This is a genomic window from Mesorhizobium sp. ESP-6-4, assembly GCF_020164735.1.
GTDB lineage: Bacteria > Pseudomonadota > Alphaproteobacteria > Rhizobiales > Rhizobiaceae > Mesorhizobium.
On sequence record NZ_JAIUGS010000010.1, the window covers coordinates 43,627 to 67,299 of the forward strand.

The following is a 23,673-nucleotide window of genomic DNA, read 5'->3' on the forward strand; positions in this document are numbered from 1 at the left end:
TTGTGTCGGCTTTGCCGCTTTCCCCCATTCGCTACTCGCTATTTCGCTATTCGCTCAATTACCTTTTGGCAATCGGCACGTAATCGCGTTCCGTAGCGCCGGTGTAGAGCTGGCGCGGGCGGCCGATCTTCTGGTGCGGATCCTCGATCATTTCCTTCCACTGCGCGATCCAGCCGACGGTGCGGGCGACCGCGAACAGCACGGTGAACATGGTGGTGGGGAAGCCCAGCGCCTTCAGCGTGATGCCGGAATAGAAGTCGACATTCGGGTAGAGCTTCTTTTCGATGAAATACTCGTCGGTCAGCGCGATCTTTTCCAGCTCCATCGCGATGTCGAGCAGAGGATCGTCCTTGATGCCGAGCTCGCCCAGCACCTCATGCGCGGTCTTCTGCATGATCTTGGCGCGCGGATCGTAGTTCTTGTAGACGCGGTGGCCGAAGCCCATCAGCCGGAACGGGTCGTTCTTGTCCTTGGCGCGGGCGATGAACTCGGGGATATGGTCGACATGGCCGATCTCGCCCAGCATGTTGAGGGCCGCTTCGTTGGCGCCGCCATGCGCCGGACCCCACAGGCAGGCGATGCCGGCGGCGATGCAGGCGAACGGGTTGGCGCCCGACGAGCCGGCCAGGCGCACGGTCGAGGTCGAAGCGTTCTGCTCGTGGTCGGCGTGCAGGATGAAGATGCGGTCCATGGCGCGCGCCAGCACCGGATTGATCTTGTATTCCTCGCACGGCACGGCAAAGCACATGTGCAGGAAGTTGGCCGCGAAGCCGAGATCGTTCTTCGGGTAAATGAAGGGTTGGCCGATATGGTACTTATAGGCCATCGCCGCGATCGTCGGCATCTTGGCGATCAGGCGCATGGAGGCGACCATGCGCTGATACGGGTCCGAGATGTCGGTCGAGTCGTGATAGAAGGCCGACAGCGCGCCGACCACGCCGCACATCACCGCCATCGGATGCGCGTCGCGGCGGAAGCCGGTGAAGAAGCGCGACATCTGCTCATGCACCATCGTGTGGCGCGTCACGCGATAGTCGAAGTCGTCCTTCTGCGCCTTGGTCGGCAATTCGCCGTAGAGCAGCAGATAGCAGACCTCGAGGAAGTCGCCATGCTCGGCGAGCTGATCGATCGGGAAGCCGCGATGCAGCAGGATACCGGCATCGCCGTCGATGAAGGTGATCCCCGATTCGCAGCTCGCGGTGGAGGTGAAGCCGGGATCGTAAGTGAAGGCGCCGGTGGTGCTGTAGAGCGAACCGATGTCGATGACGTCCGGCCCGACCGTCCCGCTTCGCACCTTTAATTCGTGCGTCTTGCCGGCGAGCTCGAGCCTGGCGGCCGACTCGCGCTTTTTGCTGCCCGGTTCCGGTTTTGTCGCAGCTTCGCTCATTCTCAACTCCTTTTGTTCCTCATGCCGGCAAGGCAATTCCTGCAAACGACACGTCGAAGTCACCGGAATGCGCGAACTCGCCACCGCATTTTAGGAGGTGCGTGCCAGATTGGGCCAAGCCCAATGTTGCACTGCGAAACACACCTTTCAATGCCAATCTTCTTGGGCCAGCTCGCTCCTAATCGATTTGATCTCCAATGCGCGCGAGGCTTTCCTGACGGCCCAGCACCGCAAGCACGTCGAACACGCCGGGCGAGGTGGTGCGGCCGGTCAGCGCGGCTCTCAGGGGCTGCGCCACGGCGCCCAGCTTGTGCCCGCCGGCCCGCGCGAAGTCGCGGATCGAAGCCTCGGCCGAGGCGGCGTTCCAGTCGCCCTGAACAGAAGACAATGCGCCATGCGCGCCGCGCAGAATCGCGCGCGCATCCGCGTTGAGCAAGCCCGCCGCCTTCTCGTCCAACGGCAACGGCCGCTCGACGAACAGGAACGCCGCGCCGTCGATCAGTTCCACAAGAGTTTTCGCCCGCTCCTTGAGGCCGGGCATGGCGGCAAGCAGTTGCGCCTTGCGCCTGTCATCGAGCTTTGCCGCGAGCGCCGGGCCGCCTTCGAGATAAGGCAAGGTGGCGACGAAGATGTGGAACAGCGCCCGGTCCTCCATCTTGCGCATATGGACGCCGTTCAGCGCCTCGAGTTTGGCGAAGTCGAAGCGGGCCGCGCCCTTGTTGACGTCGCCGATGTCGAACCAGGCGATCATGTCCTTAATCGACATCACCTCGTCGTCGCCATGGCTCCAGCCGAGCCTGGCCAGATAGTTGAGCAGAGCCTCGGGCAGGTAGCCCATGGCGCGATATGCCTCGACGCCGAGCGCGCCGTGCCGCTTCGACAGCTTGGCGCCGTCGGCGCCGTGGATCAGCGGGATGTGCGACATCGATGGCACGTCCCAGCCCATGGCGTTGTAGATCACCGTCTGGCGCGCGGCATTGGTCAGGTGATCGTCGCCGCGGATGATGTGGGTGACGCCCATGTCGTGATCGTCGACGACGACGGCATGCATGTAGGTCGGGACGCCATCGGAACGCAGGATGATGAAGTCGTCGAGATCCTTGTTGGGGAAGCGCACCTCGCCCTGCACGCGGTCGTTGACGATCGTCACGCCCTCGGTCGGCGCCTTGATGCGGATCGCGCCCTTGACGCCTGCGGGCGCCTCGGATGGGCCGCGGTCGCGCCAATGGCCGTTGTAACGCGGCGGCAGGCCCTTGGCACGTGCGGCCTCGCGCATCGCCTCCAGCTCCGCCGGCGTCTCATAGCTGTAATAAGCCTTGCCCATGCGCACGAGCTGCTCCGCCACTTCGCGGTGACGCGGCGCGCGCTCGAACTGCGAGACGGCTTCGCCATCCCAGGAGAGGCCAAGCCAGGTCAGCCCGTCGAGAATGGCAGCCGTAGCGGCTTCGGTGGAGCGCTCGCGATCGGTATCCTCGATGCGCAGCAGCATCGTGCCGCCGGTGTGCTTGGCATAGAGCCAGTTGAACAGCGCCGTGCGCGCCCCGCCGATATGCAGGTAGCCTGTAGGCGAGGGGGCAAAACGGGTGACGACCTTGTCGGACATGGAACTCTCGAGGAAGCGCTGAAAAATGCATGTTTCGCGCAGACTTCCACGCGACCGGCGTTCATGTAGCATAGGCGGTCTGGGGCGCAAGGGGCAGACCCGATGGCTGGACGTGGCCGGGGCGCGGAGGAGGGCGGGGGAACGACAGCAGGCGTCAGCGAACGCCTGATGTTTGCTCATGCCGTGCCCGCTGAGGAAGCGCCGCTTTCGCTTCCGGCGCCGCGCCCGCCAGCTGAGCTTCTGCCGCCTGGCGGCGGCACGTTACCGCCAGCCTCGCCGACAGCCAATGTCGGCCGGATCCGCAGACAGCTTGGCCGCGTTTCGCTTCCCGCGTTGCGCCGAAGCATAGGCACAGCGGCCGCGACCGAGCTCGACCGCGGCGTCGGCTTCCTGCTGGTACCGGCGTTCCTGGCCGTCGGCGTGATCTGTTACTTCTCGCTGAGCGCCGAGCCGGACCTCTACAGGCCGCTTGCGGCGGTCGCCCTGATGGCGGTCTGCGCGGCGGTCTCGCGTTCCCGGCACAGAACGCATCTTGTCTTCATGGCGGCGTTTTTCTGCGCCTTGGGGTTTCTCGCGGCCAAGCTGGAGACCTGGCGGATGGCGACCCCGATGCTGGGTTCCGAAATCCAGACACGGCTGACGGGCCGCCTCGTCACCGCCGAGGCGATGGCCAACGGCCGTGTCCGGCTCACCATAGATCTGACATCCACGGAACGTCCGAAGCTGCGCTACGCGCCGGACCGCATCAGGCTGTCGGCGCGCAGGATCCCCTCCGGCATGGCGGCCGGGTCGATGCTGACCGGCTATGCCAAGCTGCTGCCGCCGACAGGTCCGGTTCGGCCGGACAGCTACGACTTTTCCTTCGACAGCTATTTTGCCGGCATCGGCGCCAGTGGCTTTTTCCTGGGCGATCCGAAACTTGTCGCGCCGACCCCCAGTGCGCCAACGGAGGTGCCGTTTGGCGCACGTGTGGCATCGGCCGTAGAAAACGCACGCGAGGGAATTGCCGACCACATCAGGAGCAGCATCGGCGGTTCCGAGGGCGAGATCGCGGCGGCGCTGATCGTCGGCGTTCGTGCCGGCATTCCGGACGAAATCAACGAGTCGATGCGGCGGACCGGCATCTACCACATCATTTCGATCTCCGGCCTGCATATGGCGCTGGTCGCCGGCACGATCATGGTCCTGCTACGCGGCACCTTCGCGCTGTTTCCGGATTTCTCGTCGCGCCGGCCGGTGAAGAAATATGCCGCTGGCATCGCGCTGGCGTCGATCGCCGCCTATCTCGTGATCTCCGGCATCGTGGTGGCGGCCGAGCGAAGCTTCATCATGCTTGGCGTGATGCTGGTCGCCGTGCTTTTCGACCGCGCGGCGCTGACCATGCGCAACCTGGCGATCTCTGCCATCGCCGTCATCCTGGTCTCGCCGCATGAAGTGGTCGGCCCGAGCTTCCAGATGTCCTTCGCCGCCACCGCCGCCCTGGTCGGCGCCTATGCCGGCTTTGCCGACTATCGCGCCGGCAAAACGACCGCGCCGCCGGCAAAGCGTTCGTTTCTCGGGCTTCTATCGCGAAAACTGGCAATTGGAGCGGGTGGCGCCGCCGTGACGTCGCTCATCGCGGGCAGCGCGACATTGTTGTTTGCCATCTGGCACTTCCAGCGGGTGTCGCCGCTCAGCCTGCTGGCCAATCTGGCGGTCATGCCGATCGTCTCATTGGTCGTCATGCCGTTCGCCGTGCTGAGCGCGCTGGCCATGCCCTTCGGCTTCGACGGCCCTTTCCTTTTTGTCATGGGCAAAGGCCTGACGGCGATGATCGCCATTTCGGCATGGATTTCCGAGCGCTCACCGGTCGACGCCGTTGGGCTGATCTCGATCCAGTCGGTGCTGCTGGCGACGGTCGCGCTGGTCATCGCGACCATGGCTACCACTTGGCTGAGGCTTGCCGCCGTACCTTTCGCGCTCGCTGCGCTGCTGGCCATTCCGCACGTCCGCACACCGGACGTGCTTATCTCGGAGGATGCGCATCTGGTGGCGATGCCGATCGGCGGCGGCGAGCTTGCCGTCAATCGCGAACGCTCCAACGAGTTCACCACCGACAACTGGAAACGGGCGCTGAAAGCCGAGGAGATCGTGCCGCCAGAAAGGTTCGCCAAAGATACGCTGGACATTGCCGATCCCGTCGACCTGCCGCCCGGCTCGCCCTTCTATTGCAGCGGCGATCTCTGCATCGGTCGGCATCCTTCCGGCGCGATCGTCGCGCTCGCCGAGACCCGCGACACCGCCCGGCCGGCCTGCGGCTTCGCCGACCTCATCGTCATCAACGACGCCACGGCCTATAACCCGTGCCGCGATCCGCGTGTGCTCGTCGTCACCAAGCGGCAGCTGGCGCGCGACGGCAGCGCCGCCGTTTTCTTCGATCCGCAATCGGCAACCGCGCGGCCAACCGTCCGCTACGCGGTCGTAGAACCATACCGACCCTGGCACGAGCAGCGGAAATACACGCGCGAGGCGAGGGGACTGGCGCCCTATAAGCAGCCGGAAAAACCAGCCGCCGCACCGGCCCAATAGATTGTCGTCCGGGCGAAGAAGGCCGGGCAGTTCTGCTCAGTAGCGGCGGATAAGTCCGACGAGCTTGCCCTGAACCTTGACCCGATCCGGTCCGAAGATCCGGGTCTCATAGGCCGGGTTGGCGGCCTCGAGCGCGATCGAGGCACCCTTGCGGCGGAAACGCTTAAGCGTCGCCTCCTCATCGTCGACCAGCGCCACCACGATCTCGCCCGGGCTTGCGGTGTTGGCATTGCGGATGATGACGGTGTCGCCGTCGAAGATGCCGGCCTCGATCATCGAGTCGCCCTTGACCTCCAACGCGTAATGCTCGCCGCCCATGATCATGTCCGGCGGCACCGAGATCGAATGCGTCTGGTGCTGGATAGCGTCAATCGGCACGCCGGCGGCGATGCGGCCCATCACCGGAATGGATACGGCCGCCGCGGCCTCGTCGTCATTGCTTGGCGTCGGGGTGCGCGATGGCGTCGTCGGCTTGACCTGGCGACTGAGATTGCCTTGGCCGCCCTGGATGACGCTCGGCGAAAACTTCTTCGCGGCATTCAGGCCAGGCGCGATCGAGTCGGGTAGGCGCAGCACTTCCAGCGCGCGCGCCCGGTTCGGCAGCCGGCGAATGAAGCCACGTTCCTCCAGCGCAGTGATCAGCCGGTGGATGCCGGACTTGGAGGCAAGGTCGAGCGCCTCCTTCATCTCATCGAATGATGGAGGAATCCCGCTCTCCTTCAGGCGTTCATGGATGAACATCAGGAGTTCATGTTGTTTGCGCGTCAGCATCGGCGGCCCCCACGGGTTCTGAAACCAGAATCAGAAAAACAAACCCAGAACAAACACTATCTGTTCCAGTTGTGTTCCGCAACCGTTTAAAGTTTAGTGAATTTGTTAAGGCTGCCGAAACAATGTCGCATCCGGTGATGCCCTGGCCGCCCCTTGTAGACAGCGGCATTGATTCCGCTCGATTTTGGAGCTTCGGTAAGCTGAAACAAGAGCGCCGACACGATCACGAAGCCGCGGATGGGATCACGTCGGCTCGTTCCGTAAGCGCGCGGCAGCGTGAACGAAACGAATCCAAAATGCCAACCTTGGCGAAGTTCCGGTCCGCAGTCTTCGCCGTCTATGGACCAGCTAACATAGGACCAAAGGTTCTTGCCCTGTCGCCGACGGTGGTGAGACAACCCCCTTGGCCAGATCGAAATGGAGGCGGCAGCACAATGAGGGGAATTCCTGATCTCGCCGAAGTCGAGGCGATGGATGCCGCGGATCCGCTGCGCGCCATGCGCGATCGCTTCGTCTTGCCGGAAGGCATCATATACCTCGACGGCAATTCGCTGGGCGCCGCTTCGGTGGACGCCTTCAGCGAGATCGAGACTGCCGCGAGGCAGGAATGGGCGCGGGATCTCATCCGCGCCTGGAACACCGCCGGCTGGTTCGATATGCCCATCGAGCTGGGTGACCAGCTAGGACGGCTGATCGGCGCGAAACCCGGCCAGACGGTCGTTTGCGACACGACTTCGATCAACATCTACAAGGTCCTGCATGCGGCACTTGCAATGCGGCCCGAGCGTTCGGTGATCGTTGCCGAGGGCGACAGCTTTCCGACCGACCTCTACATGGCGGAAGGCGTCGCATCGACGCGGCCCGGCACGGTGCTGCGGCTCGAAGGCACCGATGCCCCGACGATTGAGGAACTGGTTGACGATCGCGTCGCGGTCATCCTGGTCAACCACGTCAACTACAAATCCGGCCGGCTGCGCGACATGGCGGCGCTCACCCGCAAGGCTCATGAAGCCGGTGCGCTGATCGTCTGGGATCTCTGCCACACGGCGGGTGCGCTGCCGGTGGATCTCGACGGCTCGAATGCCGATTTCGCCATCGGCTGCACCTACAAGTATCTCAATGGCGGGCCGGGCTCGCCAGCCTTCATCTACGCCGCGAACCGCCATCACCGCGACATTCGCCAGCCGCTCAGCGGCTGGTGGGGCCATGCCCGGCCTTTCGCGTTCGAGCAGGGCTACGCTGCGGGCACGGGCATCCGGCGGTTCCTGTGCGGAACGCAGCCGGTGCTGTCGATGCGCGCGCTGAAAGGGGCGCTGGATCTCTGGAACGATGTCGACATGAGGGCCGTGCGGAGAAAAAGCGTCGCGCTGACGGACCTGTTCATCCGGCTTGTCGAGGCCAGATGCGGCGGCTTCGGTCTTGAGCTGGAGAGCCCGCGCTCAGGCGCTGAGCGCGGCAGCCAGGTCTCGTTCGCCCATTCAAATGGCTACCAGGTGATGCGCGCCTTGATCGAGCGCGGCGTGATCGGCGATTTCCGCGCGCCATCCACCATTCGTTTCGGCTTCACGCCGCTCTATGTCGGCTACCGCGATGTCTGGAATGCAGTCGAGGTGCTGCAGGACATCCTGCGCACTGGCGTCTGGCAAGACGCGCGCTTTGCCGTCAAAACAACCGTTACCTGACTTTGAATCGGCGATGCCGAACAAATGATCTGATCGCGGAGATACCGTTGCTGGGACATCGTATTGTCGACTGGGATGACGCCTATGCAAATGGCGCCAATATCGCCGGCGGCGACCGCTGGCCGGCGGCGTGGGATGGGCCGGCGCGGGCATTCCGCGAAAGGCTGCAGTCAGAGGGCAGGGCGCGGCTCGATGTTATCTACGGCGAAGCGCCGCGCAATCGCTTCGACCTGTTTCTCCCGTCTGCGGCGCCAAAGGGGCTCGTTGTGTTCATCCACGGCGGCTATTGGATGGAGTCGGACAAGAGCTCCTGGTCGCATCTGGCTGGAGGCGCGCTCGGCCGCGGCTTTGCCGTCGCCATGCCCTCCTACACGCTGTGCCCGCAGACCAGGATCAGCGGCATAGTCGGCGAGGCCGCGGCAGCGATCGAGAAGGCGGCGGCCATGGTCGATGGTCCGCTGATGCTGACCGGGCACTCGGCCGGCGGGCATCTCGCCAGCCGGATGGTGACCACGGTCTCACCGCTATCATCCGATGTGGCGCGGCGCATACGCCAGGTCGTTTCGATTTCAGGCCTGCACGACCTTCGGCCGCTGATGTTCACAGCGCTGAACGAGACCCTGAACATCGACGAGCCGGAAGCGCGGAGCGAAAGCCCGGCATTGTTGCGGCCTCGACAGGGAGCCTGCATCACCTGCTGGGCCGGCGGCGGCGAGCGTGCGGAATTCCTGCGCCAGAGCGCGTTGCTCGCCAACATCTGGACCGGGCTCGGCGCCTCCACCCGTTCAGTGGTCGAGCCGGACCGGCATCATTTCAACGTTGTCGATGGCCTCGCCGACCCGGATCATCCTCTGACCCGTATGTTGATCGACGAATAAGAGTTACGATCGACTTCGTCGACGTATCAGGATCGACCTCGTAGACGCCTAGCGAAGCATGAGCACGCTGCATTCAGCGCCGGCTTCCGCCGCCGGCGCAAAGGGCTCGCGCACGATCAGGCCGTTGGCGTCGGCGAGCATCCGCAGCATCGAGGAGTCCTGGATTCCGAAAGGCGTCGCGACCAAGGTGCCGGCGTCCTCGCGCACGACCGCGCGCACATAGTCCTGCCTGAGGTCGTTGGCTCGCATCGCAGTGCCAAGCCGAGCCGTTCGCATATCCTGATGGTGATCGCGGCCACCGAGCCGGGCAAGCAGCGGCTTCAGGAACAGTTGCGAGCAGACAATGCTTGCCACCGGATTGCCGGGCAGGCCGATGCAGCGGATATGGCCAAGCCGGCCAAACATCAGTGGTTTGCCGGGGCGCATGGCGATTTTCCAGAAATCGAGCTGCATGCCTTCGCCGGTCAGCACGCTATGGACGAGGTCGTGGTCGCCGACCGAGGCGCCGCCGAGCGTGACGATGACATCGGCGTCCGCCTCGACCGCTTTCCGGACCAGCGCGGCAATCGCCTCCTGGCGGTCGGCGGCGATGCCGAGATCGAGCGCGAGCGCGCCGACCGACTGGGCGGCGGCTCCAACGCCGTAGGCATTCGACGAAATGATCTGGTCGGGGCCGAGCGCGCTGCCCGGGGGCAGCAATTCGTCGCCGGTGGCGATGATCGCGACCAGCGGCCGGCGCACGACGTTCAGGGCTGGGTGGTTGGCCGAGGCCGCCAGCGAAAGGGCCGCTGCATCGAGCACGCGGCCCTTTTCGAGCAGCACGTCGCCCTGGCCGAAGTCGAGCCCGCGGCGACGCACATTGCGTCCTTCCGTGGTCGGCTCCGTCACTTCGATCCTGCCATTGCCGAGATCGCGGACGTTTTCCTGGATGACGACCGTGTCGGCGCCCTCCGGCAACGGTGCCCCGGTGAAGATGCGCACGGCCTGGCCTTCCCCGACAGTTCCGGAGAAACCGCGCCCGGCAGGCGCCATGCCGATGACCTCGAGTAGCGCCGGCGCCGAGGCGACATCGCAGAAGCGCGCGGCATAGCCGTCCATCGCGGAGGCATCGAAAGGTGGCTGCGTGCGCAGCGCGACCACCGGCTCGGCCAGCACGCGACCCGCCGCGTCAGCCAGCGGAACGCGCTCGCCCGGCAGAGCCGTCACGCCGTCCAGCAGGCGTTCGAGCGCCTCGGTGACCGGAAGCAAGGCCATTATGAACCTGCCTTGTAGTCGCCTGATTTGCCGCCGGTCTTCTCGACCAGCCGGACGCCGGAAATCACCATCCCGCGGTCCGCTGCCTTGGCCATGTCGTAGATGGTGAGGCAGGCGACTGAAGCGGCGGTCAGCGCCTCCATCTCCACGCCCGTCTTGCCGGTGACGCGGGCGAGCGCGGTGACCTTGAGACCTGGCAAGGAATGGTCCGGCTCGATCTCGACGCCAACTTTGGTCAGAAGCAGCGGATGGCAGAGCGGGATCAGTTCGTGCGTCTTCTTTGCGGCCATGATGCCGGCGATACGGGCAGTCCCCAATACGTCGCCTTTCTTGGCGTCGCCGGCCAGGATCATCTCCAGCGTTTCCGGCTGCATGGAGACGAACCCTTCAGCGACTGCCGTGCGCGTCGTCTCGGCCTTGTCGCCGACGTCGACCATGTTGGCTTCGCCCTTGGCGCCAAGATGAGTAAGGGAGGCCATCCTCAAACGGCCTCGGCACGCGCCTTGCCGGTGAGCAGCAGTTGCGTGGCGGCGGCCACGTCGGCCTGCCGCATCAGGCTCTCGCCGACCAGGAAGGTGCCGATCTTGCTCTTCTCCAGCCGGCGGCAGTCCTGATGTGTGAAGATGCCGCTTTCGCTGACCAGCAGCCGATCCGCCGGCACCATGGCCGCCAGCCGCTCCGAAACGTCGAGGCTGGTTTCAAAGGTTCTGAGATCGCGGTTGTTGATGCCGATCAGCCTCGACGAAAGGCGAAGCGCGCGTTGCATTTCCTTTTCGTCGTGCACCTCGACCAGAGCGTCCATGCCGAGCTCGAAGGCAGTCGCTTCAAGATCCCTGGCAAGCGCGTCGTCGACGCTCGCCATGATGATCAGGATCGCGTCGGCGCCCCAGGCGCGTGCTTCGTAGACCTGGTAGGGATCGAACAGGAAATCCTTGCGCAGAGCCGGGAGGCGCACCGCTGCCCGAGCGGCTGTCAGGAATTCGGGAGCGCCCTGGAAAGACGGGGCGTCGGTAAGCACCGAAAGGCAGGCGGCGCCACCTTTCTGGTAGGCCTGTGCCAATGACGGCGGATCGAAATCGGCCCGGATCAGGCCCCTGGAAGGGCTGGCCTTCTTGATCTCGGCGATCAAAGCGAAGCCGCCATCTCGGCGCTTGGCTTCCAGCGCGGCAAGGAAGCCGCGCGGCGGCTCGGCGTCCCCGGCCTTCGTCTTGATCTCGGCGAACGACACGGCGAGCTTCGCCGCGGCGATCTCTTCACGCTTGTAGGCTTCGATCTTGCGCAGGATATCGGACAAGGGTCTATCCGTTCGAAATCTCGATGAGCTTGTCGAGCACCGCAAGCGCGCGGCCGCTGTCGATCGCTTGCGCCGCCGCCGCGATGCCGTCGGCCAGCGTCGTCACCTTGCCGGCCACAACCAGCCCTGCGCCGGCATTCATCAGCACCGTATCGCGATAGGCGCCGGCGGCTCCGCCAAGCATATCGCGCAATTCCTTGGCGTTGTAGGCCGCGTCGCCGCCGCGCAGCTCTTCTTTTGTGTGCCGCTTCAAGCCAACGGCTTCCGGTGTCAAGGTAAAGCTGCGAATCTCGCCGCCGGCGAGCTCCGCCACCTGGGTCTCGCCGGTGGTGGTGATCTCGTCATAGCCGTCGCCATGAACGACCCAAGCGTGATCGGCGCCCAGCGCCTTGAGCGTCTCGGCCACGGGCATGATCCACTCCGGCAGGAAGACGCCAACCATCTGGCGGCTGACGCCGGCAGGGTTCGACAGCGGTCCGAGCAGGTTGAAGATGGTGCGCGTGCCGAGCTCGACGCGGGTCGGCCCGACATGCTTCATCGCCGGATGATGCGCCGGCGCGAACATGAAGCCGACGCCGGCCTCATGGATGCAGCGTCCGATCGTCTCCGGCGGGATGTCTATTCTAACGCCCAGCGCCGTCAGCACATCGGCGGAGCCGGTCAGCGAGGACAGGCCGCGATTGCCATGCTTGGCGACCGGCACGCCGGCCGCGGCAATGACGAAGGCCGAAGCGGTCGAGATGTTGACCGAATGCGAATTGTCGCCGCCGGTGCCAACGATGTCGATGGCGCCTTGCGGCGCCTCGACGCGCAGCATCTTGGCGCGCATCGTGGCGACCGCGCCGGAAATCTCGCCCACCGTCTCGCCGCGCACGCGCAGCGCCATCAGGAAGCCGCCGATCTGGCCGGGCGTCGCGTCGCCCGACATGATGATGTCGAACGCCTCGCGCGCCTCCTCGAAGGAAAGCGCGGTGCCCGATGCGACCTTGGCTATGTGTGTCTTGAGAGCGCTCATCGTGTCTGTGCTTGCGAAACCGCGTTCGGATCGACGCGAACGTCATATTGCGACTGCAACTGCGCCACCAGCTGGTCGAGCAGATCGTCGGACATGCCGGCGCCGAAGGATTTCTGCGCGTCGTCCGGCACCGCGCTGCCATCGGCGCCCGCCGGCTCGAAGACCTCGGCGACCTTGAACAGGATCTGGCCGTCGCCGGTGGGCGAGGGGATCAAACCGGTACCGCCTTCGCCGACGCCGAACATGGCCGCGGCGCCTTCCTTGCCGAAATCGGCATCGTCGGCTTCGCGCTTCAGGCCGCGCTTGGTCTGCTTGTCGAGCTTGAGCTCGCCGGCGATGACGTCGAGCGCGGTGCCTGCCTTGAGGCGCTTCTCCAACTCCTGAGCCTTGGCGTCGAGCCGCTTGTCGGTCTCGGCCTCCGTCCAGTCGGCGACGACCTTCTTGCGGACTTCATCCAGCGTGCGGTCGCGCGCCGGCGTGACCGACTGCACTTCGTAGAAGACGAAACCGTTGCCGGCAGTCGTCAGGCCCTCGTTCTCGGTATTGGGCTCCGCCGCGAACACCGACTTGATCAGTTCGGCCGATTCCGGCAGGTCGTTGACGATCGTGCCGTCCGGCCGCTGGCCGGTACGGTCGATGGCGTCGATGGTGACGACCTTGAGCTTCAACTTCTCGGCGGCCTGGACCAGCGAGGCGCCCGAGGCGCGGGTGTCCTCGTAGCTGTCATGCACATCGAGCAGGATGCGGCTTGCCTCGCCAAGCGCCAGGTCCTTGCGGATCTGGCCGGACACTTCCGACAGCGGCTTGACCACCTGCGGCTTGATCTCGGTGACGCGCAACAGCACGGGACCGAAGGCGCCCTGCACGACCTGGCTCACCTCGTTGGCATTGAGCGAGAAGGCGGCATCGGCCACCGCCTTGTCGGCGATCTTGTCCTTGGCCAGCGTGCCGAGCAGCGTGTCGGCCTGCGTCTTGCCTTCGGCGGTGACGAGCTTGTCGAAGGTAGCGCCAGCCTTCAGCGAATCCAACGCGGCCTTGGCCGCATCCGGCGTCTTGAACACCAGCTGCTCGATGGTGCGCATCTCGGGCGTCGTGTAGCGCGCGATGTTCTTGTTGTAGTCCTCGCTGATCTGCTGGTCTGTCACCGCGGACGGATCCATGATGTCCTGCGGCTCCAGCCGGACATAGGAGAACTTGCGATATTCCGGCGCGGCATAGTTCTTCTTGTTGGCGTCGAAATAGGATTTGAGGGCGCTGTCGGACGGCGCCTCGATCGGCTGCACCAGCGTCTTGGGCAGCACGACATAGTCGATCGTGCGATCCTCGCCGCGATAGAGAGAGACCGCCTTCAGGAAAGTCTGCGGAACCTTGAGGCCGTCGGAGATCGCCTCGACGATCTGCTGGCGCACGGCCACCTGCGAGCGGTTCCTGAGATAGTCCTCGGGCCGCATGCCGAGCTGGCGCAGCAGATACTCGAAGGTGCGGCGATCGAACTGGCCGCCGGGGCCCTTGAAGGCCGGATCCTCGCGCGTCAGTTCGGCCAGCCGATCCTTGGAGAGGCCTAGCCCCAGCTTGCGCGCCTGTTCGTCGAGCACTGCGCCCGAAACGAGTTGCGCCAGCACCTGATTGTCGACACCGAGCAGCTTGGCCTGTTCGTGGGTGACGCGCTGGCCATATTGCTGCGACAGAAGGCTGAGCTGGCGGTCGTAAGCGAGGCGGTACTCGTTGATCGAGACCTCCGTGCCGCCGGCCGTGATCACCGCGTGATGGCCGCCCAGCACGCCACCCACCATGCGCGTGGTCGCGCCCCAGGCGAGGAAACTCACCACCAGCAAGGACAGCAACGCCTTCGCGACCCAGGTGCCTGCCGCGCTTCTCAATATACCAAGCATGCATACTTCCGATTTTTGCGCATTTTCGCGTGCGCCGAGTCTGAAACAAGCGCAATAGCGCCCTTCCGGTCCACTGTCGATTGCTTTGTGACCTGATTTTGGTAGTGAGGGCGCTGCTTAATGTCGCTCGGAGAACGCGCCCCATGACCCCTGGAATCCGCCCGCTTGTCGCCGGCAACTGGAAAATGAACGGCACCAGCGCCTCGCTCAACGAGCTGCGGTCGATAGGCAACGGGTTCATGAGCGGGCTCGACGCGGAGACCGAAGCGGTCGTGTGCGTGCCGGCGACCTTGCTGCAGCGCGCCGCCGAGATCCTGTCGCGCACGCCGGTGCGTGCCGGTGGAGAGGATTGCCATCCCAAGGAGAGCGGCGCCTTCACGGGCGAGATTTCGGCCGAGATGCTCAAGGATGCCGGCGCAAGCCACGTCATCGTCGGTCATTCCGAGCGCCGCGAGCTGTTCGGCGACGACGATGCAATGGTCCATGCCAAGGCGTCGGCAGCCTGGCGGGCTGGGCTGGTGGCCATCATCTGCATCGGCGAGACGCGCGCCGAGCGGGAGGCGGGCGCCACCCTTGACGTCCTGTCGCGCCAGCTTGACGGTTCCGTGCCGGCGAGCGCCACCGCCGCCAACACCATTATCGCCTACGAGCCGGTCTGGGCGATCGGCACCGGCCTGACGCCGACCGCCGCCGATGTCGCCGAGGCGCATGCGCATATCCGGGGCAAGCTGACCGCGCTGCTCGGCGATGCCGCGGCCAGGACGCGCATTCTTTACGGCGGCTCGGTCAAGCCTTCCAACGCGGTGGAACTGCTCGGCGTCGACAATGTCGACGGCGCGCTGGTCGGCGGCGCCAGCCTGAAGGCAGCCGACTTCCTGGCCATAGCGGAAGCTTATATGAACATGGCTTAGCCTGCGTTGATATTCAGGTGATGCCGGCCTGCGAACGATGGTTTCCTGCGCTTCCGGTGCTCACGTACTTTAGTACGCTCCGCTCCGGTTCTCGGAAACCACCGTTCTCGGCTCGGCCTGACCTGAATCTCAACACACCCTAGCCGTCTCCCGGGCTCGCGTGGGCTAAATCGTTGTAATGGCCGCATTGGTTCCCATATTCCCGGCCACGGGCTTGGAAATGCCGCCAAAGCATTGTAAGGAGCCGCCTCCAAATCATCGGTCGTATGCGCGCTCGCGCAAGGCCTCGCCAGGATAAATTATGGAAACCGTACTGATCGTCGTCCACCTCATGGTCGTGCTCGCCCTCGTCGGCGTGGTGCTGCTGCAGCGCTCCGAAGGCGGCGGCCTGGGCATCGGCGGCGGTTCCGGTTTCATGACCGCTCGTGGCGCCGCCAACGCGTTGACGCGCGCCACCGCGATCTTGGCGGCAGCCTTCTTCGTGACGTCGCTGGCGCTGTCGATCCTTGCCCGCTACGGCGAAAAGCCGATCGACATCCTCGACCGCCCGGCAACGTCCAGCCAGGGCAACGGCGTGCTCAACCAGCTGCCGGGATCGAACGGACCGGTGGGCAGCTCGCAGCCCGCAGCCCCGGCCGGCGGCTCTGCTCCCGCGGCTCCGGCTGGCGGTGCGACGAGCACCACGCCGCTTGCCAACGGCGCCACAGCGCCGGCTCCGGCCACAACGCCTGCTCCGGCGCCCGCGAATCCGAGCACCGCGCCGGCGACCAACGGCGTCACCTTGCCGGTCACCCCTCAGGTTCCGAACCAGTAGCCGGACAAGCACTGCCGCGATCTGTTGTTCTTTGAACACAGTCGCGGCAAATGCGCGCCCGATCACGAAGATTCAACCGGGCGTGGCGCCTGCCTCAGCTTGAGGCGATGACAGCTAATCGATTATAGATTGCGCGCGGCACTTTTGGCGTCCTTGGGGGACGCCGGGCGACGCCGTGGGCAACACGCATTGAACGATCGGATCTTCGCCATGCAGCTTCGCAGCTTCATCATTTTGGGAGTCTGTGCCGTCCTCGGCATGGGTTCCGCGGCCCTTGCCGGACCGGCAAACATGGTCTCCTCCCCGTCGGTAGAGAAAACCGACGCCATTCCCGTTGCCGCCGCCAAGAGCGACGCATCGCAGCTGAGGCTTCTCAAGAAGAAGAAAAATCCGACCTCGGATGATCTCGCGCAGATCGGCAAGCTCGAGGCCAAGATCGCCGCCGACAAGCAGGCGGCAAACGATAAGGCGCTCGAGGCTCGCAAGATGGCGATGCGCGAGGCCGCCAAGGCCAAGGCTGACGCGGCGCGCCAGGAATGGCTCGCCAAGAAGGGCACTGCCGCGACGGCTGAGGTCGCCGACGCCAAACCGGCCAAGAAGACCACCAAGATCATCGCGCCGCTGGACCCGGTGGCGCAGATCATGCCGGTCAAAGCCGAGGAGCCTATCCCGGCTGAGGTCATGAACATCACCGCTACCGGCAACAATGGCGAGTTGCGCAGTGAGCAGCCCGGCCAGAAGCAGACGAGCAGCGGCGGGCTGTTTGCCGGCCTCTTCGGCGGCTCGTCGGTGAGCTCGATCAGTTACCTGCCCGAGACCCGTGCGCTTGATTCGGCGCTGGCCAAGAAGGCCGCCAAGCGGCCGTTCAAGGTGAAGCCGGAATTCGTGCCGCAGGACGTCACGTTCACCGGTTATGAGCCGGGCACCATCGTCATCGACACCAGCGCGCGCCGCCTCTACCTCGTCGAATCGTTTTCCACGGCACGCCGCTATGCCATCGCGGTCGGCCGCGAAGGCCTGCAGTTCAAGGGCACGGTAGCCGTCGGCGACAAACAGGAATGGCCGCGCTGGATACCGACGCTCGACATGCAGAAGCGCGAGCCGAAGCATTACGGCCAATACAAGGACGGCATGCCCGGCGGCGGCGAGAACCCGCTCGGCGCGCGCGCCATCTATCTCTATGACGGCAAGAAGGACACGCATCTGCGCATCCACGGCACAATCGCGCCGCAGTCGATCGGAACCAGCGCCTCCAATGGCTGCTTCCGCATGATCAACGAGCACGTCATGGACCTCTACAGCCGCGTCAAGATCGGCACGAAGGTTGTTATTATCTAAGGCTTTCCGTCAAACTGCCGAAAGGGCCGGCATCGCCGGCCCTTTTGTTTTGACTGAATCCAAGCCCGTGCGGGCCCCGTCGCCATTTTGGGAAAAAGCCTTCGCGGCGGTTTTTTCTCTGGCGGAATCAATCAGGCCGCGTTAAGCGATGACTCCCATGGCGCGATATGTATTCATCACAGGCGGCGTGGTTTCCTCACTCGGAAAAGGCATCGCCGCAGCAGCTCTTGGGGCTCTTCTGCAAGCGCGAGGCTATCGCGCGCGGATCAAAAAGCTCGATCCTTATCTCAATGTCGATCCCGGGACGATGTCGCCGTATCAGCACGGCGAAGTGTTCGTGACCGATGACGGCGCCGAGACCGACCTCGATCTCGGCCATTACGAGCGATTCACCGGGCGCTCGGCGAACCAGCAGGACAACATCACCACCGGACGCATCTACAAGAACATCATCGAGCGCGAGCGGCGCGGCGACTATCTCGGCGCGACTGTGCAGGTGATCCCGCACGTCACCGACGAGATCAAGCATTTCGTACTGGACGGCAATGACGACTACGATTTTGTGCTGTGCGAAATCGGCGGCACGGTCGGCGACATCGAGGCGATGCCGTTCCTGGAAGCGATCCGACAGCTCGGCAACGACCTGCCGCGCAACAACGCCGTCTATGTGCATCTGACCCTGATGCCCTACATCCCGACGGCCGGCGAACTGAAGACCAAGCCGACGCAGCATTCGGTCAAGGAACTGCGCGGCATCGGCATCGCGCCCGACATCCTTTTGGTGCGCGCCGACCGGCCGATCCCGAAGGAGGAGCGCCGGAAACTTTCGCTGTTCTGCAACGTGCGCGAAAGCGCCGTCATCCAGGCGCTGGACGTGCCGCATATCTATGACGTGCCTTTGGCCTATCACCAGGAGGGCCTCGATTCGGAAGTGCTGGCGGCCTTCGGTATCGACCCGGCGCCGAAGCCCCGCATGGAGCCGTGGCAGAAGCTTTCCAACCACATCCACAATCCGGAAGGCGAGGTGACGATCGCCATCGTCGGCAAATACACCGGCCTCAAGGATGCCTATAAATCGCTGATTGAGGCGCTGTCGCATGGCGGCCTCGCCAATCGCGTCAAGGTCAAGCTCGACTGGATCGAAAGCGAGATCTTCGAGAAGGAAGACCCGGCGCCGTGGCTGGAGAAGGTGCATGGCATCCTCGTTCCCGGCGGCTTCGGCGAGCGCGGTTCGGAAGGCAAGATCCTGGCGGCAAAGTTCGCCCGCGAGCGCAAGGTGCCTTACTTCGGCATCTGCTTTGGCATGCAGATGGCCTGCATCGAGGCGGCCCGCTCTCTGGCGGGTGTCGACCATGCGTCGTCGACCGAGTTCGGCCCCACCGACGAGCCCGTCGTCGGTCTGATGACCGAGTGGCTGAAGGGCAATATGCTTGAGAAGCGCAGGGCCGCAGGCGATCTCGGCGGCACGATGCGGCTTGGCGCCTATCAGGCCGAGCTCGCCAAGGGCTCGAAGATAGCGGATATCTACGGCGACACGCAAATTTCCGAGCGCCACCGACATCGCTACGAAGTCAACATCGACTACAAGCAGCGGCTCGAGGATTGCGGCCTGGTGTTTGCCGGCATGTCGCCCGACGGCGTGCTGCCGGAGACGGTCGAATATCCTGACCACCCATGGTTCATCGGCGTGCAGTATCACCCCGAACTGAAGAGCCGCCCGCTCGACCCGCATCCGCTGTTCGCGAGCTTTATCTCGGCTGCAGTGGATCAGTCGCGGCTCGTCTAGGCGTGCTGATATTCAGGTGAGGCCGGCCTGCAAATGGCGGCTTCCTGCGCTTCCGGTGCTCACGTACTTCAAGTACGTTCCGCTCCGGTTCTCGGAACCCACCATTTTCGACTCGGCCTGACCTGAATCTCAGCACGCCTTAGCTCCGGCCTGCGTGCCAGCTATGCGGACCGTAATGCAAACTTATGTCGCGCTGCTCTACAGCATCATCCTGGGCGAGGGGCGGCGGGTGGTCATGTCCGACCTGAAGGCCATGGCGGAAAGCCTCGGGCTGAAAAACGTCCGCACGCTGGTGGCGACGGGCAATCTGGTGTTCGAGGCGCGCACAGGCGAGCTTTCAAAGCTCGAGGGCCGGCTGGAAAAGGCGTTCGAGAAAAGCTTCGGCCGGCATGTCGACATCATCGTGCGCCGTGCCGAGGACTGGCTGAAGCTTGCCGCCGCCAATCCGTTTCCGGGCGAATCAGCGGACACGGCCGATCAGGTTGCGGTGCGCGTGATGCGCGAGCCGCTGCCGGCGGACACCGTCGAGGCACTCCAGGCCTATGCCGCCGCCGACGAAAAAGTATTCCTAGTCGACGGCGATATCTGGCTTGTCTTCTCGCGCGAGCGGCCGAGCTCGCGGCTGCTTGCCGCTGCCAATCACAAGCGCCTCGGCATCGGCACGTCGCGCAACTGGAACACGGTGCGCCGTCTGGCGGAGTTGGTAGGCAGTAGGCAGTAGGCAGTAGGCAGTAGGCAGTAGGCAGTAGGCAGTAGGGTGGCATTCTCTATTGCCTAAGCCCTACTGCCTACTGCCTTGTTTCAGGCCTTGGCGGTCCTTGCCCCGGCGCCAAGCGCCATGGTGCGCAGCACGTAGTAGACGGCGCCGGCGATCGCCACGCCAAAGAACCAACCATAGACGCCCCACCAGGACGGCAGCCAGTTGGTGAAGTTAGGCAGGATCGAGGAGAAGATGGCGCCGATGCCGGCTGCGATGAAGGCGTTGACATGCCACCCGCTCTGGAAACGGAACTCGCCGTCTTCGCGATAGAGTGCTTCGACGTCGACTTCGCTTTTGCGGATCAGGTAGTAGTCGACCATCATCACGCCGAAGATCGGTCCCATCGTCGCGCCGATGACGTTGACGAAGGAAGCCGCACTGCCTTCCCATGGCGCGAAGGGATAGAGCACCAGCGCGATCAGCGCCGCGATGTAGCCGCCCTTCTTGAAGTCGATCTGGCGCGGGAAGACGTTGGAGAAATCGAACGCCGGCGAGACGAAATTCGCCACGACGTTGATGCCCAGCGTCGCCACCGCGAAGGTCAGTGCGGCAAGCGCGGCCAGGAACCAGCTGTCGAACTTGGCCGAGATCTGGTCGGGATGCAGCAGCACCTCATGATAGACGTCGTAGGCGGCGATCGTGGTGACGCCGGCGACCAGCGAGAACAGAATGAGGTTGACCGGCAGGCCCCAGATGTTGCCCTTGCGCAGTGCCGCATTGTCCGGCGCATAGCGGGCGAAGTCGCAGAAGTTGAGATAGAGCGCCGAGAAATAGGTCACCCAGATCGCTGCCACCGCGAACAGCGCGGTCCAGGACCCAGGCTCGCCCGGAACGCCGGCATCCTTGGTCTTGTCCAGCAGCACATCCATCGGGATGTCGCTGGTGAAGGCGAAAGTGCCGGACTTCACGCAAAGAAAAATGGCCAAGATCAGCATCATGACCCAAACGGCCGGGCCGGCCCAGTCCTGGAAGCGGCGGACGGTCTCCATGCCCTTCTGGATGATCAACAACTGCAGCGCCCAGATGATGATGAAGCAGATCACCTCCAGCGTCGAGTGTCCCAGAAGGTGCGAGCTCTTGTTGAACTCGTCGAACCATTGCAGGCGCGTCAGCAGCGCCACGATCGCGCCCGACGCCGCGGCCGTCTGGGCGCCGTACCAGAAGCAGGCGACGATCGCCCTCACCAGCGCCGGGACGTTGGCGCCCCAGATGCCGAAGGAGGCGCGGGCAAGCACGGGGTAGGGTACGCCGGTCTTCACGCCTGCATAGCCGACCATATTCATCAGCGCATAGATGATTAGCGAGCCGATGCCGATGGCGATGATGAAGTTGACGAAGCCGCCGCAGAACAGAAACAGGCTTGCCGCTAGGTAGTAGCCCCAGAGGCTGTGGACGTCGGAGGTCCAGACATTGAAGATCGAAAACGGTCCCCAGTTCCTGACCGTTGCGGGAGCCAGATCCTCATTGTAGAGGTCAGGCGATGCGCCTTGAATGGTCATTGCAAGTGTTCCCCTTTTTGCAAAACGCGCCCTCACGCGGTGACCGCGGAGGTTAAGCCTGACGCAGGGTAACCGGCAAGCAACCCATTTGCCGGCTTTCGCCTTAAAGATATTCAATGAGAATCGCCGTTATCCGACGGCTCCAGGCCTGCATTGGCTGAGTCGCCAATTGATTTTCGCGCATGTCAGGCGCGGGCCCGCGTTTCGAACTTTTTCCATCGGCAACCAAATTTGTTTGGAACCGATTCGCGGGACGTGCGTTTATTGCGGTTCGACTGCGCTGCGGTCGACCGGGAGGATAATTATGGATCGCTTGCATTTCTTTACCCCAGTGCGAATTGCGCGTGGGCAGGGATACCCTGTGGAGGAAGTCGATAGCGTCTCCGAGGCGATGGTGTTCCTGCGGAAGTGGCCAACGGGACGGCGCGGCCCGGTTTATCAATGCGCCCTGAATTGCTGTGCGGCGGCACTGTCGGGCAAGATGTCGGCCGAGGAAGCGCGCAAAGCCTTTGTCGGCTTTGCCCGCATCACCCGGCTGCTCGACGACGACATGGCGCTGCCGCTGGGCGGCGCATCGATGGACAATGTCCACGCCCTGAGGCGCTAGCGCCGTCACGCCCCCGCGGCTGCGCTGACAGATGCGACGATGAGGCGTCGGCTTATGGTCGACGTCGCTGTGCTGTCGTCGGCTCAGTTTTCCTTGAAAGAGCGTGTGAGCGAAGCCTGCACCGGGGCCAGCATATAGTCGAGCAAAGTGTGCTCTCCCGTCAGGATCATGACCTCCGCCGGCATGCCGGGCGACAAGTGCACGTCATGCAGCTCTGCGAGATCGGCGGTGTCGACTTTGACCTTGGCGAGGAAATAAGGCTCGCCGGTCTTTTCGTCCGTCAGCCGGTCGGCCGACACCGATGTGAGCAGGCCATGGATTTGCGGCAGATGCCGGCTCGGATAGGCCGACAACACCACGCGAGCCGGCATGTCAGGATGTACCACGTCGATATCCGCCGGTTTGATGCGTGAATCGATGACCAGATTGGGCTCGTTGGGAACGATATCAAGCAGCGCCTGGCCGCTTGCGATCACGCCCGATTCGGTCGTTATGCGCAGGTTCATCACCGTTCCGGCGATTGGTGCGACAATGTCGGTCCTGGCCAGCACATCCTGGCGCGAAGGTAATTGGCTGCGCAGTTCAGCCAGGTCCCCTCGCACTTTTGCGAGATCCTCATTGGCGCTCTCGCTGTCCTGTTGGCGCAGGTTGAGGAGCTGGAACTCGGTCTCGCCGATCTGCTGGTCGTTATGTGCCACTTGCGCGCGGTTCGACGCCTGATTGGCGCGGATCTCGGCCTGGGACCGCTGCAGCGCCAGTATCCGCGGCAGCCGCTCCAGTCCCTGTTTGTACATTTCCTGCGCTGAGGCGATCTCCTGGTCGATCAGCCTGAGCTGCTCGGCCTCGGCGGCAATCACCTCCCTCGATCCTGTACTTTGCTCCTGGATTTGCGCGATGCGCTTGTTGAGGATTTGCGTGCGCCCCGCACGGGTCGCCAGGCGGCTGTCGAGCAGCGCCTGTTCCTCGGCGACCACCTTTCGCGCCGTCTCGCTGTCGATCGATGTCAGCTCCTTGGGTAAGGTGATCCGGTCCTGCCCGGCAAGCTCCGCGACCAGGCGCGCTTCGGTCGCCAGCAGTCGGATATAGTGGCCTTGCAACTCGTCATAGCGACCTTGGGCGTCGGTCGTCTTCAGGCTGATCAGCACCTGGCCGGCGCTCACCTTGTCGCCGTCCTTTACGTGGATCGCGCCGATGATGCCGCCCTCCAGATGCTGGACGGTCTTGCGATAGCCCTCGGGGCTGACAACGCCGTTGGCGACGACGGCGCTTGCCAGAAGGGCGACGCTTGACCACGCGGCGGTGCCGCCCACGAAGACGATCACCGACACATAGCCCAGCATGCGCGCTGGCCGCGTCCGTTGGTTCAGGTCGCGGCCGCTGGCGCGGAGGGCAGGTGACCGCCGCCGGACCAAGCCTGAAACCAGCAGCAGGACGAGCACGCCGGCGGCCGCAATCATCGTGACGCGCGTCGGCTGGTTCAGGCCGCTGAACGAAATCGATGCCGCGGCGACCAGATCGCCTGCGGAAATGGACAGTCTGTCCGCCAACGCGCCCAAGCTATCCATCAGCCTGTCCAGCATCGTCGAGAAGTCGCCAAATCGATCACCGCCCATG

19 protein-coding genes are annotated in these 23,673 nt (G+C 64.2%); 9 read left to right on the forward strand and 10 right to left on the reverse strand.

All coding sequences use genetic code 11. The annotated features are described in order from the left end of the window. Positions 1-58: 58 nt before the first annotated feature. On the reverse strand, positions 59-1,387 hold the full coding sequence (gene gltA / locus LB523_RS18880; RefSeq protein ID WP_095765367.1) for a citrate synthase: 1,329 nt from the start codon (positions 1,385-1,387) through the stop codon (positions 59-61). 178 nt (positions 1,388-1,565) lie between these two features. Then, complete coding sequence (gene gltX, locus LB523_RS18885; protein WP_224605830.1) at positions 1,566-2,990, reverse strand: glutamate--tRNA ligase; 1,425 nt, start codon at positions 2,988-2,990, stop codon at positions 1,566-1,568. A 102-nt stretch (positions 2,991-3,092) separates the two neighbouring features. On the opposite strand from gltX, the gene LB523_RS18890 reads away from it, so the two are divergent. Then, positions 3,093-5,558 carry a ComEC/Rec2 family competence protein gene (locus LB523_RS18890; RefSeq protein WP_224605832.1) on the forward strand — a complete coding sequence of 822 codons (2,466 nt, stop codon included), beginning with the start codon at positions 3,093-3,095 and terminating at the stop codon, positions 5,556-5,558. A 36-nt stretch (positions 5,559-5,594) separates the two neighbouring features. Here the strand turns inward: LB523_RS18890 and lexA are convergent, their stop codons facing one another. After that, positions 5,595-6,329: a transcriptional repressor LexA gene (gene lexA / locus LB523_RS18895; RefSeq protein WP_140721410.1), complete on the reverse strand. Its 735-nt coding sequence runs from the start codon at positions 6,327-6,329 to the stop codon at positions 5,595-5,597. 434 nt (positions 6,330-6,763) lie between these two features. Between lexA and kynU the strand changes: the two genes are divergently transcribed. Together kynU and LB523_RS18905 are read left to right on the forward strand one after the other, a co-directional pair. Beyond that, entirely contained in the window at positions 6,764-8,011 is a 1,248-nt protein-coding gene (kynU, locus tag LB523_RS18900) for a kynureninase (protein ID WP_224605834.1), read from the forward strand. Positions 8,012-8,058: 47 nt separating this feature from the next. Further along, the gene (locus tag LB523_RS18905; protein ID WP_224605836.1) at positions 8,059-8,889 is read left to right on the forward strand and encodes an alpha/beta hydrolase; all 831 of its coding nucleotides are present in this window, start codon (positions 8,059-8,061) and stop codon (positions 8,887-8,889) included. A gap of 48 nt (positions 8,890-8,937) precedes the next feature. Here LB523_RS18905 and glp read toward each other — a convergent pair whose 3' ends face one another. From glp to LB523_RS18930, 5 genes are read right to left on the reverse strand one after another with little or no spacing between them, the layout of a single operon-like run. Continuing rightward, a complete protein-coding gene (gene glp, locus LB523_RS18910) occupies positions 8,938-10,143 on the reverse strand; it encodes a gephyrin-like molybdotransferase Glp (protein ID WP_224605838.1) in 1,206 nt (401 codons plus the stop codon). Then, complete coding sequence (gene moaC / locus LB523_RS18915) at positions 10,143-10,622, reverse strand: cyclic pyranopterin monophosphate synthase MoaC (protein WP_095765374.1); 480 nt, start codon at positions 10,620-10,622, stop codon at positions 10,143-10,145. The genes glp and moaC overlap by 1 nt, the downstream gene beginning before the upstream one ends. 2 nt (positions 10,623-10,624) lie before the next feature. Beyond that, positions 10,625-11,437: an indole-3-glycerol phosphate synthase TrpC gene (gene trpC, locus LB523_RS18920; RefSeq protein WP_140841311.1), complete on the reverse strand. Its 813-nt coding sequence runs from the start codon at positions 11,435-11,437 to the stop codon at positions 10,625-10,627. A gap of 4 nt (positions 11,438-11,441) precedes the next feature. Then, a complete protein-coding gene (trpD, locus tag LB523_RS18925) occupies positions 11,442-12,452 on the reverse strand; it encodes an anthranilate phosphoribosyltransferase (RefSeq protein ID WP_095765376.1) in 1,011 nt (336 codons plus the stop codon). Further along, positions 12,449-14,344, reverse strand: coding sequence for a peptidylprolyl isomerase (locus LB523_RS18930; RefSeq protein ID WP_224605839.1), 1,896 nt, complete (start codon positions 14,342-14,344; stop codon positions 12,449-12,451). The genes trpD and LB523_RS18930 overlap by 4 nt, the downstream gene beginning before the upstream one ends. A gap of 143 nt (positions 14,345-14,487) precedes the next feature. Between LB523_RS18930 and tpiA the strand changes: the two genes are divergently transcribed. From tpiA to LB523_RS18955, 5 genes are all read left to right on the forward strand, one after another. After that, positions 14,488-15,255, forward strand: a complete 768-nt coding sequence (tpiA, locus tag LB523_RS18935; protein ID WP_224544481.1) for a triose-phosphate isomerase — start codon at positions 14,488-14,490, stop codon at positions 15,253-15,255. Positions 15,256-15,556: 301 nt separating this feature from the next. After that, positions 15,557-16,069, forward strand: a complete 513-nt coding sequence (secG, locus tag LB523_RS18940; protein WP_095765379.1) for a preprotein translocase subunit SecG — start codon at positions 15,557-15,559, stop codon at positions 16,067-16,069. Positions 16,070-16,279: 210 nt separating this feature from the next. After that, the gene (locus LB523_RS18945; RefSeq protein ID WP_224605842.1) at positions 16,280-17,407 is read left to right on the forward strand and encodes a L,D-transpeptidase; all 1,128 of its coding nucleotides are present in this window, start codon (positions 16,280-16,282) and stop codon (positions 17,405-17,407) included. A gap of 148 nt (positions 17,408-17,555) precedes the next feature. Next, positions 17,556-19,193: a CTP synthase gene (locus tag LB523_RS18950; RefSeq protein WP_140542386.1), complete on the forward strand. Its 1,638-nt coding sequence runs from the start codon at positions 17,556-17,558 to the stop codon at positions 19,191-19,193. Between the two features lie 175 nt (positions 19,194-19,368). Beyond that, entirely contained in the window at positions 19,369-19,914 is a 546-nt protein-coding gene (locus LB523_RS18955) for a DUF1697 domain-containing protein (RefSeq protein ID WP_224528668.1), read from the forward strand. 80 nt (positions 19,915-19,994) lie between these two features. On the opposite strand, the gene LB523_RS18960 is transcribed toward LB523_RS18955, so the two are convergent. Then, positions 19,995-21,452, reverse strand: coding sequence for an NCS1 family nucleobase:cation symporter-1 (locus tag LB523_RS18960; protein WP_224528664.1), 1,458 nt, complete (start codon positions 21,450-21,452; stop codon positions 19,995-19,997). 304 nt (positions 21,453-21,756) lie between these two features. Here LB523_RS18960 and LB523_RS18965 point away from each other — a divergent pair, with 304 nt between their 5' ends. Further along, on the forward strand, positions 21,757-22,059 hold the full coding sequence (locus LB523_RS18965; RefSeq protein WP_095765383.1) for a DUF982 domain-containing protein: 303 nt from the start codon (positions 21,757-21,759) through the stop codon (positions 22,057-22,059). An 83-nt stretch (positions 22,060-22,142) separates the two neighbouring features. Here LB523_RS18965 and LB523_RS18970 read toward each other — a convergent pair whose 3' ends face one another. Beyond that, positions 22,143-23,672, reverse strand: a complete 1,530-nt coding sequence (locus tag LB523_RS18970) for an HlyD family type I secretion periplasmic adaptor subunit (RefSeq protein ID WP_224544485.1) — start codon at positions 23,670-23,672, stop codon at positions 22,143-22,145. Position 23,673 lies beyond the last annotated feature (1 nt).

What these genes read in the sequence shown, in the direction of transcription:
- LB523_RS18955 (WP_224528668.1), top strand. Translation starts at nt 19,369, where the DNA reads ATGCAAACTTATGTCGCGCTGCTCTACAGCATCATCCTGGGCGAGGGG.
- LB523_RS18930 (WP_224605839.1), bottom strand. Translation starts at nt 14,344, where the DNA reads ATGCTTGGTATATTGAGAAGCGCGGCAGGCACCTGGGTCGCGAAGGCG.
- kynU (WP_224605834.1), top strand. Translation starts at nt 6,764, where the DNA reads ATGAGGGGAATTCCTGATCTCGCCGAAGTCGAGGCGATGGATGCCGCG.
- LB523_RS18965 (WP_095765383.1), top strand. Translation starts at nt 21,757, where the DNA reads ATGGATCGCTTGCATTTCTTTACCCCAGTGCGAATTGCGCGTGGGCAG.
- LB523_RS18890 (WP_224605832.1), top strand. Translation starts at nt 3,093, where the DNA reads ATGGCTGGACGTGGCCGGGGCGCGGAGGAGGGCGGGGGAACGACAGCA.
- gltA (WP_095765367.1), bottom strand. Translation starts at nt 1,387, where the DNA reads ATGAGCGAAGCTGCGACAAAACCGGAACCGGGCAGCAAAAAGCGCGAG.
- LB523_RS18960 (WP_224528664.1), bottom strand. Translation starts at nt 21,452, where the DNA reads ATGACCATTCAAGGCGCATCGCCTGACCTCTACAATGAGGATCTGGCT.
- LB523_RS18945 (WP_224605842.1), top strand. Translation starts at nt 16,280, where the DNA reads ATGCAGCTTCGCAGCTTCATCATTTTGGGAGTCTGTGCCGTCCTCGGC.
- LB523_RS18970 (WP_224544485.1), bottom strand. Translation starts at nt 23,672, where the DNA reads ATGGGCGGTGATCGATTTGGCGACTTCTCGACGATGCTGGACAGGCTG.
- moaC (WP_095765374.1), bottom strand. Translation starts at nt 10,622, where the DNA reads ATGGCCTCCCTTACTCATCTTGGCGCCAAGGGCGAAGCCAACATGGTC.
- glp (WP_224605838.1), bottom strand. Translation starts at nt 10,143, where the DNA reads ATGGCCTTGCTTCCGGTCACCGAGGCGCTCGAACGCCTGCTGGACGGC.
- LB523_RS18950 (WP_140542386.1), top strand. Translation starts at nt 17,556, where the DNA reads ATGACTCCCATGGCGCGATATGTATTCATCACAGGCGGCGTGGTTTCC.
- trpD (WP_095765376.1), bottom strand. Translation starts at nt 12,452, where the DNA reads ATGAGCGCTCTCAAGACACACATAGCCAAGGTCGCATCGGGCACCGCG.
- gltX (WP_224605830.1), bottom strand. Translation starts at nt 2,990, where the DNA reads ATGTCCGACAAGGTCGTCACCCGTTTTGCCCCCTCGCCTACAGGCTAC.
- tpiA (WP_224544481.1), top strand. Translation starts at nt 14,488, where the DNA reads ATGACCCCTGGAATCCGCCCGCTTGTCGCCGGCAACTGGAAAATGAAC.
- lexA (WP_140721410.1), bottom strand. Translation starts at nt 6,329, where the DNA reads ATGCTGACGCGCAAACAACATGAACTCCTGATGTTCATCCATGAACGC.
- secG (WP_095765379.1), top strand. Translation starts at nt 15,557, where the DNA reads ATGGAAACCGTACTGATCGTCGTCCACCTCATGGTCGTGCTCGCCCTC.